General features: G+C 36.2%; 18 protein-coding genes and 1 pseudogene. 15 read left to right on the top strand and 4 right to left on the bottom strand.

Annotated features, from left to right (window positions below):
• Positions 1 to 262: 262 nt before the first annotated feature.
• From KTB61_RS11255 to KTB61_RS11230, 6 genes are all read left to right on the top strand, one after another.
• Positions 263 to 868, top strand: coding sequence for a hypothetical protein (locus tag KTB61_RS11255; protein ID WP_216697524.1), 606 nt, complete (start codon positions 263 to 265; stop codon positions 866 to 868).
• A gap of 83 nt (positions 869 to 951) precedes the next feature.
• Positions 952 to 1833, top strand: coding sequence for a metallophosphoesterase (locus tag KTB61_RS11250; protein WP_216697523.1), 882 nt, complete (start codon positions 952 to 954; stop codon positions 1831 to 1833).
• Between the two features lie 134 nt (positions 1834 to 1967).
• The gene (locus KTB61_RS11245) at positions 1968 to 2936 is read left to right on the top strand and encodes a hypothetical protein (RefSeq protein WP_216697522.1); all 969 of its coding nucleotides are present in this window, start codon (positions 1968 to 1970) and stop codon (positions 2934 to 2936) included.
• A gap of 55 nt (positions 2937 to 2991) precedes the next feature.
• Entirely contained in the window at positions 2992 to 3159 is a 168-nt protein-coding gene (locus tag KTB61_RS11240) for a hypothetical protein (protein WP_216697521.1), read from the top strand.
• Positions 3160 to 3358: 199 nt separating this feature from the next.
• Entirely contained in the window at positions 3359 to 3556 is a 198-nt protein-coding gene (locus KTB61_RS11235; RefSeq protein ID WP_216697520.1) for a hypothetical protein, read from the top strand.
• A gap of 74 nt (positions 3557 to 3630) precedes the next feature.
• Entirely contained in the window at positions 3631 to 4863 is a 1233-nt protein-coding gene (locus KTB61_RS11230; protein WP_216697519.1) for a nucleotidyltransferase domain-containing protein, read from the top strand.
• A 191-nt stretch (positions 4864 to 5054) separates the two neighbouring features.
• Here the strand turns inward: KTB61_RS11230 and KTB61_RS11225 are convergent.
• Positions 5055 to 5318 (bottom strand): annotated as a pseudogene (locus KTB61_RS11225) (transposase); the annotation flags it as partial.
• A gap of 341 nt (positions 5319 to 5659) precedes the next feature.
• On the opposite strand from KTB61_RS11225, the gene KTB61_RS11220 reads away from it, so the two are divergent.
• Together KTB61_RS11220 and KTB61_RS11215 are read left to right on the top strand one after the other, a co-directional pair.
• Positions 5660 to 5851 carry a hypothetical protein gene (locus KTB61_RS11220; protein WP_075759386.1) on the top strand — a complete coding sequence of 64 codons (192 nt, stop codon included), beginning with the start codon at positions 5660 to 5662 and terminating at the stop codon, positions 5849 to 5851.
• A 116-nt stretch (positions 5852 to 5967) separates the two neighbouring features.
• Positions 5968 to 6666, top strand: coding sequence for a hypothetical protein (locus KTB61_RS11215; RefSeq protein WP_216697518.1), 699 nt, complete (start codon positions 5968 to 5970; stop codon positions 6664 to 6666).
• A 156-nt stretch (positions 6667 to 6822) separates the two neighbouring features.
• Here KTB61_RS11215 and KTB61_RS11210 read toward each other — a convergent pair whose 3' ends face one another.
• The 3 genes from KTB61_RS11210 to KTB61_RS11200 form a co-directional block, all read right to left on the bottom strand.
• Complete coding sequence (locus KTB61_RS11210) at positions 6823 to 7662, bottom strand: hypothetical protein (protein WP_216697517.1); 840 nt, start codon at positions 7660 to 7662, stop codon at positions 6823 to 6825.
• On the bottom strand, positions 7655 to 8773 hold the full coding sequence (locus KTB61_RS11205) for a radical SAM protein (protein ID WP_216697516.1): 1119 nt from the start codon (positions 8771 to 8773) through the stop codon (positions 7655 to 7657). Before KTB61_RS11205 ends, KTB61_RS11210 begins: the two co-directional genes overlap by 8 nt.
• A gap of 211 nt (positions 8774 to 8984) precedes the next feature.
• On the bottom strand, positions 8985 to 9365 hold the full coding sequence (locus KTB61_RS11200) for a hypothetical protein (protein ID WP_216697515.1): 381 nt from the start codon (positions 9363 to 9365) through the stop codon (positions 8985 to 8987).
• 324 nt (positions 9366 to 9689) lie between these two features.
• Here KTB61_RS11200 and KTB61_RS11195 point away from each other — a divergent pair, with 324 nt between their 5' ends.
• The 7 genes from KTB61_RS11195 to KTB61_RS11165 all read left to right on the top strand — a co-directional run bounded on the left by KTB61_RS11195 (position 9690) and on the right by KTB61_RS11165 (position 16003).
• Positions 9690 to 9902 carry a hypothetical protein gene (locus tag KTB61_RS11195; protein ID WP_216697514.1) on the top strand — a complete coding sequence of 71 codons (213 nt, stop codon included), beginning with the start codon at positions 9690 to 9692 and terminating at the stop codon, positions 9900 to 9902.
• Positions 9903 to 10149: 247 nt separating this feature from the next.
• A complete protein-coding gene (locus tag KTB61_RS11190; RefSeq protein ID WP_216697513.1) occupies positions 10150 to 11946 on the top strand; it encodes an ABC transporter ATP-binding protein in 1797 nt (598 codons plus the stop codon).
• Between the two features lie 72 nt (positions 11947 to 12018).
• Complete coding sequence (gene srtB, locus KTB61_RS11185; RefSeq protein WP_216697512.1) at positions 12019 to 12792, top strand: class B sortase; 774 nt, start codon at positions 12019 to 12021, stop codon at positions 12790 to 12792.
• Entirely contained in the window at positions 12773 to 13957 is a 1185-nt protein-coding gene (locus KTB61_RS11180) for an LCP family protein (RefSeq protein ID WP_216697511.1), read from the top strand. The genes srtB and KTB61_RS11180 overlap by 20 nt, the downstream gene beginning before the upstream one ends.
• A gap of 28 nt (positions 13958 to 13985) precedes the next feature.
• Entirely contained in the window at positions 13986 to 14234 is a 249-nt protein-coding gene (locus tag KTB61_RS11175) for a hypothetical protein (RefSeq protein WP_075759377.1), read from the top strand.
• 119 nt (positions 14235 to 14353) lie between these two features.
• Complete coding sequence (locus tag KTB61_RS11170; protein ID WP_230973732.1) at positions 14354 to 15103, top strand: tyrosine-protein phosphatase; 750 nt, start codon at positions 14354 to 14356, stop codon at positions 15101 to 15103.
• Positions 15104 to 15142: 39 nt separating this feature from the next.
• Positions 15143 to 16003: a DUF5011 domain-containing protein gene (locus KTB61_RS11165; RefSeq protein WP_216697510.1), complete on the top strand. Its 861-nt coding sequence runs from the start codon at positions 15143 to 15145 to the stop codon at positions 16001 to 16003.
• The last annotated feature ends 7 nt before the right edge of the window (positions 16004 to 16010 follow it).

Below are 16010 nucleotides of genomic sequence, written 5' to 3'. Positions count from 1 at the left end.
CATGCTTGAATGATTGACTTTTACGGTATTTGTGGTGATTTGATAAGGCTTTCTTATGGTATCAGCGGGTAGGCTGTTTAGGAAAGCCTTTTCTCTGTTAAAATACATCAGCGGAATTCTTCCGGTTTTTCAGCATGGCTGGACTCTGTATGGAATCCTAAATGTTATTTTTTTGGTTTTTGCACTAGTTGTAGTATGTACTGCAATAAAAAGAAGTACATTATATAGACGAAAAATTCAACTATTAATTTTTTTGCTATGTATGGCTGTTATACCATTTGCTGCATGTATATGGTTTTTTACGTCAGATTCAATTGTATACCGACCGATGATGTTACAAAGTATTTGTGTTGTATATATATGGATGACTTTATTATTTGACAGATGGTTTAAAGAGAAGTGGGCAAATATTGCAGGATTATTATTAACAGTTATTATATTTAATTATGGAATTCAGGCTAATATTTCATATTATCATTTAAACAGATGTTATGAAAGTTCATATGCTACGGGATTAGAGATGATAGAACGTATTCATCAATTGAGCAATGGAAAAATTAATCATATTGCAGTTACAGGTAATATAGCAAAAGAAGTGTGTTTGGGAGGAGAAAAAAAGGGAACGGGATTGCAACTTTTAGGACAATTAATAGAGGATAATCTCCTATTTGATCAAGAACATACAGTTCTGTTTTTATCGAATACATTTAAATTGGATTTGTCTGCAGTAAGTCAAAAACAATTAAAGAAGTTGGAAGAATCGAATAAGGTGAAAGAAATGGAATGTTGGCCAAAGGCAAATTCAATAAGAGTAATTGATAATACGATAGTTATTAAACTTTCTAATAATTCAAGTGTGTATGAGTGATACAGAGATAGTATAGATGAATTAATGACTAAATCATCAAATAGTCAATTTTATGAAAACTTTAAGCTAACAAGGACCTTATTATGAAACCGATTAAGAAAATTTTTATCATTTTATTATGTTTATTTCTGGCAGCAGGTTCCTTCTGCGCCTATGAGATTTACATTTCATACCATCATTTAACAGTGTCTGATTACACGGTTAAATCAGATAAAATTCAAAATAACATAAATATCATCATGATTTCAGATCTTCATGATCATGAGTTTGGAGAGAAGAATCAGGAGCTTGTTGAAAAAATCAGAGAACAGTATCCGGATTTGATTTTAATGGTTGGGGATATGTTGAATGATATCAGTGAAAACAGCCATGTTGCTGTTGATCTCATACAGCAGTTAAAGAAAGTTGCACCTGTATATTATTCTCTGGGAAATCATGAGGAAGGATATATTAAGAAAAAAGATGAATCTTTGATTCAGAAGCTGAGAAATGCTGGTGCAGTCGTTCTGGACAAAGAGTATAAAAATATTTGCATAAGAGGAAACAACCTTACCATAGGTGGAATGTATGATTATGCTTTCGCTGTTGATGGAGCCGGGCATATGAGTAAGAAAGACATGAAACCTAAGGACTTAAAATTTTTAGAATCTTTTCAGGCAGAGGATTCTTTTAAAATTATGATGGCACATCGTCCGGATAGTTTTATTTTTGGAGAAGCTGCAGATACCTGGAATATAGACTTGGTTGTCAGTGGACATAACCATGGAGGGCAGGTGATTTTGCTTGGGATTGGTGGTTTATATGGAGGAGATCAGGGATGGTTCCCTGAATATGTAGATGGAATTCATCATTTTAAAGCTGTAAAAAATATGATCATTACCAGAGGATTGGGGACACATAAAGAAAAGCTTCCAAGATTCCATAACGTACCGGAAATCGTACACATCACATTGAAGGCAGAATAAATTCTACATATTGAAGAATAGAAAATAATATTGCTATTGCAATATAGAAAGAAATAATATATTATTGAATATACATAGCGGATGATAAATTGCTTTTTATAGTAATAAGTGACGTGATATTTGAGGAAATACATATGATTAATTTTTTTAAAACATTATATATAAAAATTAAGGAACCACTTGCATTTATTAGCAGCGTGATTTCAATTGTTCTGGTTTTTTATAATAATGGAAATAAAATATTCACTTATATTCTCAGTGGGATTGTGCTTATTTATTTGATTACAATTTGTTCTTATATTGTCAAGACGATATTTGATACGAATAAAGCAAAAAATGCTTTAGAAAGAAAATTTTTTGTTAAAAATAAAGAATTAGCGACTGAAATGCATAAATTTTTTCATAATTTGAGAGACTATTCTTCATCCTTGTATTCATTAAATATTTTGACCTTAGAAGATGTGAAGGATCGTTGTGTACATATATGTAATTATATAGAATTAATTTATAACCAATTATTCAAGGAGTATCTAGGCGATGATAAAGTCTCGGTATGTATAAAATTAATAAAAAATGATAGTATTTTTGATGCTGATTATAATAATTGGGAAATGTTAACGATTGCCAGGAGCAATACAACAGATCAGAAGAGAAATAGAATAGATGATGTATCGGTAGAAATACGTAAAAATACTGACTTTCAAGTAATAATAGATAATAAATTTGAAGATGATCTGCTAGCATTTGCAGACATGAGTAATATTGAACAGGATTTTCTACAAACATATAAAATGGAATATCGAAATTCCAGAGGTAGTAAATTCTTAGATTACTATAGATCTACAATAGTGGTTCCGATTAAGATAGATGGGAAATATGTATCTAAAGAGCTTACTGCTAAAATAGGAAATTTAAAGGGAAAAAGTTTAATTTTAGGATTCATGTGTATTGATTCTATGAAAATATTTGAGAGCAGTGAAGAAAAAGATATATTTAAAATTGGCATTGAATATGCAAAAATGATAGCAGATTCTTTATATTTGCTCTTTGAAAAAGTATTGATATGTTGCATAGAAAATGATACCATAAAAAAAGTGGATTAAGATATTATAATGATTAGTTGAATAACGTATGATATTGCATGAAAAGGAGAATTGCATGAGATTTTTAAAAAGGATGATAAAAACCATTTTTTATAATTACTATGGGGTTGAACCATTGAAGAAAGATAATTTGCATTCTGCTTGCGAAGGGAGAATTATTAGGAGTTTGTCAGGAAAGAAGCAAAAATATTATGCAGTCAATATTCTTTCAGGTTTGAAATAAGAAAAGTAAAGAAAATAGATTTAGAAAAAGTCCTCTAACATAGATTGTTTCAAAATATAGGGTATCTAGGTTGGAGGAATTTTTGCTTTTTTACAGATTCCCACGTTTGTTTGTATGAGAAGATATTTGTTTTAGTAATCTACTATATCTCGGATCCAGAATGATTTTTTTGCCGGGAGTCTTCTTCCGGATACGGTGAATGATAATACACAGAAGAATCAGTCCCATTTTCGTAATACCATGTTTCAATGGAATATGGTATTATGATGATGATACAAAGATGAATACATATCTGGTGGAACAATATCAATTACCGGTGACGCTGGATATTCCGGCTGTTAATCCCGGAATAGAGGAAGTGGATTATAGGAGTCTTGAGAAAGTTCTGATGGAATGACAGGGATATTTAGAGGTTTCGGCAGATAAAGTAAGAGGAGTCAGTTGTTAATTTATAGGGGAAGTTTGTATACAATGAATATTACAGAAGTATTTCTAGCTATTTTAAAAACATCGTTATGGGATCAGCCTTGTTCTGATCTTCCTCAGTTGAGAGAAGACCAGTGGGTTGAGCTTTATCAAATATCAGAGAAGCACTCGGTTGCACCAATGATCTATCAGCAGGTTTTTGGTTGCGAAGGTTTTCATACGGCATCATCTCAGTTGCAACAGGTATGGAAATCATCTACCCTGGCAAAGGCAGGTGATCAGACAAGAAGAAGTTTTTTGTTTTTGATGTTGTATGAAAAGATGCGACAGTCTGGATTACATCCTTTGATTGTAAAAGGAATTGTATGTCGTGAATTATACGTTCAACCGGATTTACGAATATCCAACGATGAAGATTTACTAATTCTAAGGGAGGAATTTCCTGCAATGGATGAATTCCTTTTAAAAGAAGGATTTTTGAGAAGTGAATTGGATTGTGAAAAAGTATATCAGGAAGTTGGCTATCAGAATCCAGGGACAGGTTTGTATCTGGAGATCCATATGGACTTATTTGCTCAGGAATCCGGGGCATATGGCCATTTGAATCGGTTATTTACATCAGTGTTTGATACTTGTGATAATATGAAGATTCAGGGAACCGATATTCTCACCTTAAATCCCCAGGAGCATTTATTGTACCTGATTTGTCACAGTTTGAAACATTTTTTACACTCAGGGTTCGGTATCCGTCAGCTATGTGATATTTTGTTGTTTGCCAGAACCTGTAAAGATCAGCTTTCATGGAAGGATCTTTCGAAAACATTAAAAGAATATCATATGTATGATTTTACCATGAATCTTTTAGATATCGGAATTGAATATTTAGGATTTCAATGGGAAGATTTGGGTCTGAAAGAACCCAAAGATGTTTCTTTAGACTGTCTGGCATTGCTTAATGACATGATGGACGGTGGGATTTTTGGAAAAAATGATGCAAACCGTGTCCACAGTGCCAATATTACTTTAAATGCAGCAGAAAATAAATCATCCAATGCAGTTACAGGGATTATGTCATCACTGTTTCCAGGGAAGGAATATATTTGCAATCGTTATCCTTATGCACGAAAACATCATTTTTTAATTCCGATAGCGTATATGGATCGAATCATTCATTATTTGCGTCATAATCGGAAACATTCTTCATTGGAAGAAAAAAACAGCATTCAAATAGGTATGGAACGGGTGAAATTGTTAGAAAAATATAAAATCGTGGAGTAATGTTGTGGTCAAGCATTTTTGTAACACTTGTGGCTAAAAAAATATGTTGGATTGTTGCCTGGATAATACGGTAGTCTCCTGTGTATGTAAAGGATGCTTCGCACCGCCTCTGGCGGCTTTGTCCTTGACATACACTGAAAACTCCTGGCGAAGAGTAATCAGGCAATCCAAAATCGGGCATTGTATCGCCTTTAGGCGATCCTCGCCTGATAGGGGGTTAAATAACCATTGAAGCTGTGAGGTTTTACATGATGGTATTTAACATATGCAAACTCCTCTACAGCCTGATACAGAGTTTCCTCGGTATCATATTCATATAGGTAAATGAGCTCGCTTTTCAAAGTGTTGAAATATCTCTCCATAGGAGCATTATCATAAGGATATCCTGCTTTGCTCATGCTTTGTGTCACACGAACGGATTCGCAAAACTCTACGAATGCTTTGGATGTAAATTGACAGCAGTATATTAACTTTGTAAAGGAAAACGGTATTCGCCAAAGTATGGATGGCAAAAGCCGATGGGCGAATCATATATCCACACTTACAACTTTGAGCGGCGCCATGCTGCTCTTGATTATCAAACACCGGCTGAATGCTACTATCTGGCAATGGTGTCGCCATATGTAGCTTAGCATATATGGATCAGGGGAGTGACCAACTATTCTTCCCCTGGTTCCTCGTAACTTATCAAGCATATCGGTTCATTATAAAAATCTTAGATTTTTGTCTTGACAACTGAGTCACTATAAATTTAAGATATAGTATCGCAGTGTCCTCAGAGGAGAAGATTACAAATGTGTATTGGAATGAACAGGATTTATTGACAGTAGAGGATGAACAGAGAAACAAGGTAATTAAAAAACAGGATATTCAACAATTGGAATGTGGACAACTATTTATTTATCAAATTTCCACAAAGGCATCTGACACACAGCTATTGGAATTAAATCAATATGCAGAAATTATTTTTCAGTATTTAGAATCATAAAAAATGGATCGGTTAAATATGAAGAGGCATGTGGTGACAGAACTAGTAGAATAGCATGTGAAGATTGCTCCAGTATTATACTAAAAACAAAATATATATCAAAGGAACAATATATTATGCCGGGATATATTTTACATTTAACAGCTGCGAAGATGGCGCTGAAAAAATTACAGAAAATTGATATGGAATTTAAAGATTCTCGGACCCAGAATGATTTTTTGGCCGGGAGTCTTCTTCCAGATACGGTGAATGATAATGCACAGAAGGATCAGTCTCATTTTCGTAATCCTATGTTTCATGGAAATATGGTGGAATATCCGGACTTGCAGTTGTTTTTAAAGAAGTATCGATCTTTATTAAAAGATGTTAGTTGTCTTGGGTATTATTTTCATCTCTATGTGGATCGGATGTTTTTTAAAGAATATCTGCCTCAGATCGTGGTATTTCTGGATCAGAATCATCAGGAGACTCTGTTACGGGAAAATGTCCAATGGGCATGTTTAAAAAGAACGGGTCAGTTGATCCCAATAGGAGATTTTTTCTCCGGAATGTGGTATTATGGTGATTATACAAAGATGAATACATATTTGGTGGAACAATATCAATTACCGGTGACGCTGGATATTCCGGCTGTTGATCCCGGAATAGAGGAAGTGGATTATAGGGATCTTGAGAAAGTTCTGATGGAATTACAGGGATATTTAGATGTTTCAGCAGATAAAGTAAAAGAAGTTAAAGTTTTCCATGTAGAGCAATTACTAAGTTATTTGGAAAAAGTTGCAGAAAAGTTTGTAGATGAGCTGGGATTGTTATGAAATATAGGATCTGAAACTTCATAACGATTTTAAATACAAAGGCAGATGGTTGAGATAGTCTGAAGGAAGCAGTTATTAATTTATAAGGAAAGTTTGTATTCAATGAATGTTAAAGAAGTATTTCTAGCTATTTTAAAAACATCATTTTTTAAATTATTATAATATTTTCTCTAGACACTCAACTGCCTCTTCTGAAATCGTACAGCTCAAATGATAGATTGGAATTTCTACAATTAACTTTTCGATTAAATCTAAAGCAGAGGCAGTGCTTTCTTTGTTCCAGCCATTGATCGTAATCTGGCTGTATAGAAGACCAAATGCTTCCGAAGGTTTTAGCTGTCTAGCTTGGTTTTCTTTTCCTTGACTTAACATGACAATTGCTTGGATAGGAGTTGCTTCATTATTACACACTTCAGATGTACCGCATACCGGCCAACCCTGAGCCATCCATTGATTATTAATTTTTCCCAAGAGAGCGCGGTCACCATTGATGGTTCGGCTGTTACGGTATTTTTCCCATAGGTTTGCCTGTGTCGTCTTCCCTGTTTCAGAAGGTGCGGAAAATAAAATGGCTTTGCTCCGGTATTCTACATAGGCACAGTGAAGAACCATGTTATTTCGTTCTACCAAACGACGTTCCAGCACCAAAAGTGATGTGAATACCGGATCAATATTTAATCCTGCCAATCTATTTGGTGCCAATAGTATCTCTGCCTGATTGTTTGATACTTCTCTATAGCAAGCATAATACCCCGGTGTTCCTTTGACACCTATGAGTCTGCTTTCTTTTCCATGATTTTGAAACACTATTAAATCTGGCCGTCTTGCAACGATGTCTCCTTTTAATTTTGGAAAGGTTTCTGAAATTTTAATATGATAACAATATTGTGGTTGTTTTTTTTCTGTTTCAAATAGCATAAAATTCGGCGGAGGAGTGATTTCATCTGGATAATCTAACCGAAAAACAAAATCTCCAATTTGAAATAATTTATTCATTTTCATTTTTCTCCAGTTCTAATTTTAATAACCGCAGGGATTCCTTTGCATATTGGCACGTATAGTCAGGAACTCCATCATAACAGCCTGTCTCTAGCAGAGCACTGGCTGCACAGGTTCTACATAAAGGGCGCAGAGTACATGTACTACACTTGGAACTTAACCGTATTTTTTGAACTTCTTCTATTATATATCTCCAAGCTTGTTCAAAACCTGCTTCAAATACAGAAATAGATGGATTGGAGAGAATGACACATGGACGCATTTCTCCTTGCCAATTAATTGTAAAAGAACATTTCCCTGCAAGGCAAGACATACGACTCGTTGCTTCTGGATCTGGGATCATGTTTTCCACAGTAAACACACTCTGTCTGGCATATTGTTCAAATAGGTCTTCGCCCATTTCTTTTTTTAGAGCCTGTATTCTTACCTGAGCAGCTTCTATAGGATTTACACGAGATTGAAGATTATAAGGCATACTTCGTTCCCGTGTTGCAGGAAGCATATAAGTATCAATCCTGACTGGTACATCCAGTTGATTCCCAATTTCAATGATTTCATCGGTCACATCTTTATTGGTTTTTGTTAAGCTACCTCCAACTTTTACGTCAACGTTGTTTTTTCTTAACAGCTTAATTCCGCGAATAACTTTTTCAAATCCTCCCGGGTAATGACATAAGTCTCGATAAGCATTTTCATTGGAACCATAAAGCGTAATATTCACGCGGCGAGGTTTATGTTCACCTAAAAATTTTGCCAAATCTTCATCAATCAGTGTTCCATTGGTATTAATGGTCAGAATCATCCCTAATTTTTGTAGTTCTACGTATAACCTGCGAAATTCAGGATATAAAAAAGGTTCGCCTCCGGTTAATAACAGAAAAAGAACCCCTGCTTTCTGCATCTGTTTAGCAATATCCAGCCATTCATCCACAGTACACAACCGTCCCTGACGTTCCATTTCTTCACGGCTCAAACGCACATAGCACATATCACAATTCATATTACAAAGTGGAAGTAATTCAATACTTCCGTTAATCGGTGTTTTATTTTTCGATGCCTGATTTAAAAGAGCACGCTCTACGGTAGTAGCATCTTCCAATGGTTCCATATAAATTCTCCTCCCCAGTGATTTGAAAATTTTATAAGTCATAAATCTCAATCTAATAGATATATGGATAATATAACATAAGAAATATAATATCGTCTATGAATTGAAAATTTGTTTGAAAAAGAATCTATTTTAGATATAAAAAGGATCGGAAAAAGTTCCGATCCATATCGTATTATTAATACTTAATTAAATAATTGAAAATAATTTCTCAAGATCTTGTGATTTCCCATGAATCCCTGTCGAGATTGGTAGTAGCATGTCTATTTATAACCTGTCCCCAACGATTTTTTTCTTGCCAAATATATACTGATATTTCATTGCCATTATTATGGTTTCTATCTGGATCAAAATATCCCAAAATATAATCTCCATCAGTATCAGATTCATGTGTTTTATCACATGCATGAAATGAGGAGCTGTAATTACTTATTTGCTTCCAATTTAAATCATATAATCCTCCATATCTTCCACCACCAGCATCACATACAAATTTATATTTTCCATATTCTGTATCTCCACATGTTGCTACATATTCGTTTGGTGCAAATTCTTCCACAATCACTTGCGGATGTTGATATACTTTTTTCATATCCTAAATCCCCTTTCTTAAACCATTAAATTCATTTATAATCCGATAGACAATCCTTCCGTAAAATCTCTTTGTTTAATAATAATAGGGAAAAGGTAAAAAGTCAAGATATAGCAAAAAAATAATTAATTTCTTAGCAAAAAAATAATTTATTTCTTGGAGTTGTGTATTTTTGCAAGTAGATGATATAATGATTTTAAATTTACATTTCATTACAAAGGGCTATCAGAAACTTATGAATATTACAAAATTATTTTAATTAATTTTAAAAACATCACTCCATAATACTACTTGTGAAAATCTTCCGGAGTTGACGCAGGAACAATGGGAAGAGTTATATACTATTTCGGAAAAACATTCTACGGAACCAATGATTTATCAACAGATTTTTCAGAACAAATATTTTTAGAAGTCAGATTTATAATTTCAGATGTTTTGGAAAAAAGGACGCTTGGCTTAAAAGAAGGATTTTTGAGGAATGAATTGGAAATTCAAGACTCGCTCGCGAGTCTTGGCGCGGAATTCGGGTCTGCATAGCAGACATACTTCCAATCCGAATTCCTGCGCATCCTCGCGGAGCGTATATCAGATGGGGGATTGAAATCCGCCACTGATACATAATTGTTGATCACCGCCTACAGAGGCGGGAGTCATCCCTCATCTGATATAAAATGGTGGAGAAGTTGATGATCTCCGTGTTTTATTATCTAAATCTCGTGTATGTTGATAAATTATGCTATAATCAACACAGTTTGTTGATAAATTAAATTTAAGGGAGTTATATATGAACGGAAATGATAACGAAAATCAGAATAAGAACAAAGTTTCCTTTGAGTCATTGGATATTTTAATCGAAAAGTGGAAGGATGGGACATTTTCGGAGATCATCGATGACTGGAAATGGATCTTTTCTTATAGCAAAAAATATAAAGGTGCAATTGCTTTTTACACATTTCTGGGAATATTCAGTACTTCCATGGGACTGGTGAGTAGTGTTGCCAGCAAATATATGATTGATATTATCACTGGATATCAGACGAGCAAGCTGTGGATCATGATTGCGATTACAGTGGGAAGTGCGGTGTTCAGTCTGGTATTTTCCAATGTGATCAACCGTGTGTCAGCGAAGCTGAGTATCTATATTAATAATGATATTCAGGCGGATATATTTGATAAGATTATAGATGCAGACTGGCTGGAGATTAATAAGTACAGCAATGGCGATGTGCTGAACCGTTTTAACAGTGATGTGAGTACGATCAGTAGTAATGCGATCAGCTGGCTTCCGACGATTGTGATCGCAGTCTATAATTTTATCGCTACGTTTGTTGTCATCTGGCATTATGATAAGATTATGTCTCTGCTTGCATTTGCCAGTGCGCCGGTTATGCTTATGATGTCGAAGTTTTTGATCTCGAAGCAGCGGGAGTATGCCAGAAAAGTCAAAGAGATGAACAGTGATATGATGACGTTCGAAGTGGAGACTTTTTATAATTTTGATACGATCAAGTCTTTTGGCATCTCTTCTTTATATGGGAAGAAGATGAGGGAATGGCAGCGCAAATATAAGGATGTAAGTCTGGAGTACAATATGTTCTCTATTAAGACAGGGGTATTCATGTCAATCATGGGAATGATCGTGCAGTATGCGGCATTTGGCTACTGTCTGTTCCGTCTGTGGACCCATGATATTACGTATGGAACGATGACATTGTTCCTGCAGCAGAGGGGCAACCTGAATTCTGCGTTTAATAATGTGATTTCGATTATTCCAAACTTTTTAAACAGTTCTATATCTGCGCACCGTATCCGGGAGCTGGCACAGCTGCCGAAAGAGGTACACATTCCGGACAGTTCTGAGTTGGATACATATGTGGAAGATGGATTTGAAGTTGCCATGAAAGATGTTGATTTTTCGTATATCAAAGGAAATCGTGTGATTACAGATTCATCTTTTAAAGCTTCTCCTGGTGAAATCGTAGCATTGGTTGGTCCTTCCGGTGAAGGAAAGACTACCATGATCCGTTTGATCCTTGGGTTGATCCGACCGGAAGATGGTTCTGCATTTTTAAAAGCATCTGACGGAAGAACCGTTGAGATGAATGCGGATACAAGACATTTGTTTGCATATGTGCCACAGGGAAATACCATCCTTTCCGGTACCATTGCGGATAACATGCGTATGGTGAAAGAAGATGCAACGGATGAAGAAATCATAGAGGCGTTAAAAATCGCCTGTGCCTGGGATTTTGTGAAAAATATGGATGATACCATCAATGTCAATATTGGAGGGAAAGGACGTGGATTCTCTGAAGGTCAGGCACAGAGGATTGCCATTGCCCGTGCAGTACTGCGGGATGCCCCAATTTTACTATTGGATGAGGCAACTTCGGCTTTAGATGTAACGACAGAACGAAAAGTTCTCCGCAATATTATTAAGCAGAGACCAAATAAAACCTGTATTGTTACCACTCACAGACCAAGCGTTTTGAATATGTGTCAGAGGGTTTACCGGGTGATGGAAACAAAGGTTACAGAGCTGTCGGAAGAAGAATCCAGCAAGATGGCAATGGATTTTTAGAAAAATTGACCGGCTTTGATAAAAAGGTTATAATAGCAATAAGTAGCGAACAAACAGTTGTGGAGGAGCAGTATGAATAAAAAAATATGGAAAATCATCTTCTGTATTGGTGTCATTGTCTGTGTGATCTGTCTTGGATTACTGGGTTGGAACAAATACCAGGCATATAGGCTTCAGAAAGAGCTGGAGGCCATTGAAAACAGCCAGTACACACAGAGAGATGGCCAAGAACCAAAGCTTCCTGAAGGGGTGAGGCATGGCGAGAGTATTGATTTTGACAAATTACAGAAGATCAATAAAGAGGTTTATGCATGGGTGTATGTTCCGGGGACCAGGATTGATTATCCGGTGGCACAAAATGCCAAAGACGACAGCCATTATCTGAAATACAATTATAAGAATGAACCGGAGTTTGCAGGATGTATTTATACAGAACGGCTAAACAAAAAGGATTTTACAGATCCAAATACTGTTTTGTATGGACATAATATGAGAAATGGATCCATGTTCCAGAACCTTCATAAGTTCGAAGAAAAGTCATTTTTCAGGAAACATACGGAAATTTATATTTACACACCAAAGAAAACCTACATATATAAGATATTTGCAGCATATAAATATGATAGCCGTCATTTGTTAAAGTCATTTAACTTTGATGATAAAAAGGTATTCAAGAATTATCTTGCCAATGTAATGGCTACAAGGGAGATGATCAGTAATATCCGTACAGATGTTAAGGTAACAGAAAATGACCGGATCATAACATTAAGTACATGTGTAGGTGGACAACCAGATAATCGATATTTAGTACAGGCGGTGTTAACAGATGAAAGAGAAGCAAAATAGAAATGATGTCAGCATGCTGAATGATCAGCTGGGACAGGAGATACAAAATATAAATGTGGAATCCAAAGAAGAATTTCAGGGATTTCAGCCGAAAGAAGAGAAAGAAAAACCAAAAAAGAATAAGAAGGGTAAGAAATTGTCGGCTAAAAAAGTAGTCAAAAGGATCCTCATAGTACTGGTTGTACTGATCGTACTGGCTGTCGGAACCTTTTTTGCATTGAGGGCTTTTGGAAAAAATTCCCTGTTCAAGGGAAATGTGGATATGACCAATGGCATAGATGGTGCAGATGTCAAAAATAAAGGAGATTTGGTTATTTACAAAGGCCACAAATATCGCTATAATGAGAACATAACGAGTGTTCTATGTATGGGTATAGACCGAGAGAGTATAAACAGTGATAAAAAATATCTTAAGGAGAATGGCTCAGGGCAGGCAGATTCCATTTTCCTGGCTGCACTGGATACGTCATCTAAGAAAATCTCACTGATCAATATACCTCGTGATATTATGGCTGATGTGAAAACATATGATTCAGAGGGTAAATATACAGGAACGACCAATGAACAGATTTGCCTTTCATACGCATATGGTGATGGTAAGGAAAAAAGTTGTACCAATCTGGTAGATTCTGTCTCAAAGGTAATGTACGGTATCCCGATTGATTCTTATATGTCTATTAATTTATCATCTATCAGTGTGTTGAATGATGCAGTTGGAGGAGTGAATGTCCAGGTACTTGGAGATTTATCTTCTGTAGATCCTGCGTTGAAAGAAGGAGCCAGTGTGACACTGTTAGGGGATCAGGCAGAGGCTTATGTAAGGACCCGAGATTTTGAACCACTGGATGCCAATGTGGAACGTATGCGCAGACAGAAGCAGTACGTAACATCTTTTATGCAGACGGCACTGCGGGAATTTAGCAGTGATGTGATGTTACCGGTGGAACTGTTCCATCTTGTATCCGAGAATGCAGTGACCAACCTGTCTATGACAAAGCTTACATATCTGGCAACGACAGTTTCAGGTAGCAGTTTTTCATCTGATAATATTTATAGTATTGATTGTAAGATCAAGGAAGGTAAAGATGGATTTGCAGAGTATTATCCGGATGAGACGAAATTATTTGAGTTAATACTGAAAGTATTTTATAAGCAAATTGATTAAGAATTCTAAGTAAGGGGGATTTGGTGTTATGAAGAAGTTTTTAGTGATGATTGCAACATTGGTGATGAGTTTATCTTTTACGGTAGGAGTTATGGCGAATTCTAGTCCTGATATCAAGGATAAGACAACAGCTGAAACTCGTAAAGAAGATGATAATTACAGCAAAACATCACCTAAGACAGGTGACAGCAGTGCACCTGCCGCTTTGATCTATGCTGCATTAGGTGCAGCAGCAATGTCTGTATATGCTGCAAAACGTATCAAAGAACAGCACTAATTAAAGATATCTTAATCCTCTGGTTCATATAGACCAGAGGATTTTTTTGTTGTATAATAAGAACATTGTATAAAATGGGAATTCATTCCCGCATCAGGATCCACAAAGGAGTCCTGAATTTGAAAGGAAAAGGGGTTATGATCGATATACATGCACATATCCTTCCGGGGCTTGATGATGGAGCGAGGGATATGGATGATTCTCTTGCTATGGCAGAGCTTGCCCTGGAAAGTGGTGTTCATACCATTGTAGCTACATCTCATGCCAATACAGAGGGATTTTTTAAAGAATACGGAATACCGGTGTATCTGGAACGGCTGGAAGAGTTCCGTCGTGCACTGAAAAGGGAGAAGATGCCTTTGACAGTACTTCCGGGAATGGAGATATTTACAAATGATGAGGCTCCGGATAAAATTGGGGAAGGAAAGTTAATTTCCCTGAATGGTTCTCCATATTATTTAATGGAATTTCCGTTTGGGATCTATTGGGAAGATATGGATGAGCTGTTATGGCAGGTGGCAGACCTTGGTGCTGTTCCTGTGATCGCGCATCCGGAGAGATATCGGTGCGTTCAGGAAGATATAAGAGCGGTTATATCATGGAGAGAGCAGGGATATCTCATACAGGTCAACCGGGGAAGTATCTTTGGTAGGTTTGGAACAAGGGCAAAGGAGTGTGTGGATAAACTGCTAAGGCAGAAGCTGGTTACATGTATTGCCAGTGATGCTCACAAACCATACGAGAGAACTACATACATGGCAGATATAAAAGAATACATGGAAGAACATTATTCTTTTCATTATTCCAGAGAACTGCTTTATGAGAATCCGTTAAAGATCCTGGAAGGCAGAAGGATCAATGAATCATAGAAATCTGGTCAAATCACAGGGAGTAAGGAGTTTATAAAAATGAAGAAATTAAAAATGTTTAGTTTTATATTATTTAGTATATCATTGGCAGCCAGTTTGATCTTCTGGTTTACCCAGATTCGGAAAGGGGATAGGATTGGACCGGTGATCACTATGGATAAGAAAGAGCTGACAGTGGATCTGGATGCTACAGATAAGGATTTCCTGAAGGGAGTAAAAGCTGTAGATGAGAAGGATGGAGACGTTACTTCCTCTCTTGTAGTGGAAAATGTTTCTAATTTTTTAAGCGGTGGACGCCGTTTAGTCGTTTATGCAGCGGTAGACAAACATAATAATGTCAGCCGTGCCAATAGGATAGTAAAATATAAAGGGTACTCTTCACCAAAGTTTTCTCTCAGTGAACCATTTTCTTTTGCAAGCACAGGATCATCCAAGGATTCAGATATTCTGGAAAATCTGAAAGTAAAGGATAAGATTGATGGTGATCTGTCAAAGCAAGTGAAGATTCTGACCAACTCTATCGTAGATTTATATTCTCCCGGGGAATATCCGGTAAAACTACAGGTAACCAACAGTGCCGGTGATACAGTCTCATTTAATGCCACGATCCAGATATATGATCGTGAGGAAGCTTCCGATATGCCGTTTATCCATTTGAAAAAGTATCTGGTCTATGTGAAGAAAGGTCATAAGATCAATCCTGAAAGTTATATTACAAAGGTTTGTTCCGGGGGAGGATATGATTCGGATTTACCGGGTGATATTGATAGATCAAAGGTAAAGATTGATGATGACGATGTGGACTATAAAAAAGTAGGTTCCTATGAGATCACATATTCCGTAAAAGCGGGAAAGGATCCGAAAGGTTCCGTTAAACTGATTGTAATCGTTACAGAATAAGAGGGGT

Origin of the sequence: Anaerostipes faecalis (assembly GCF_018982945.1) — a bacterium.
GTDB classification, from domain to species: domain Bacteria; phylum Bacillota; class Clostridia; order Lachnospirales; family Lachnospiraceae; genus Anaerostipes; species Anaerostipes faecalis.
This window is presented reverse-complemented; position numbering and strand designations above follow the sequence as displayed.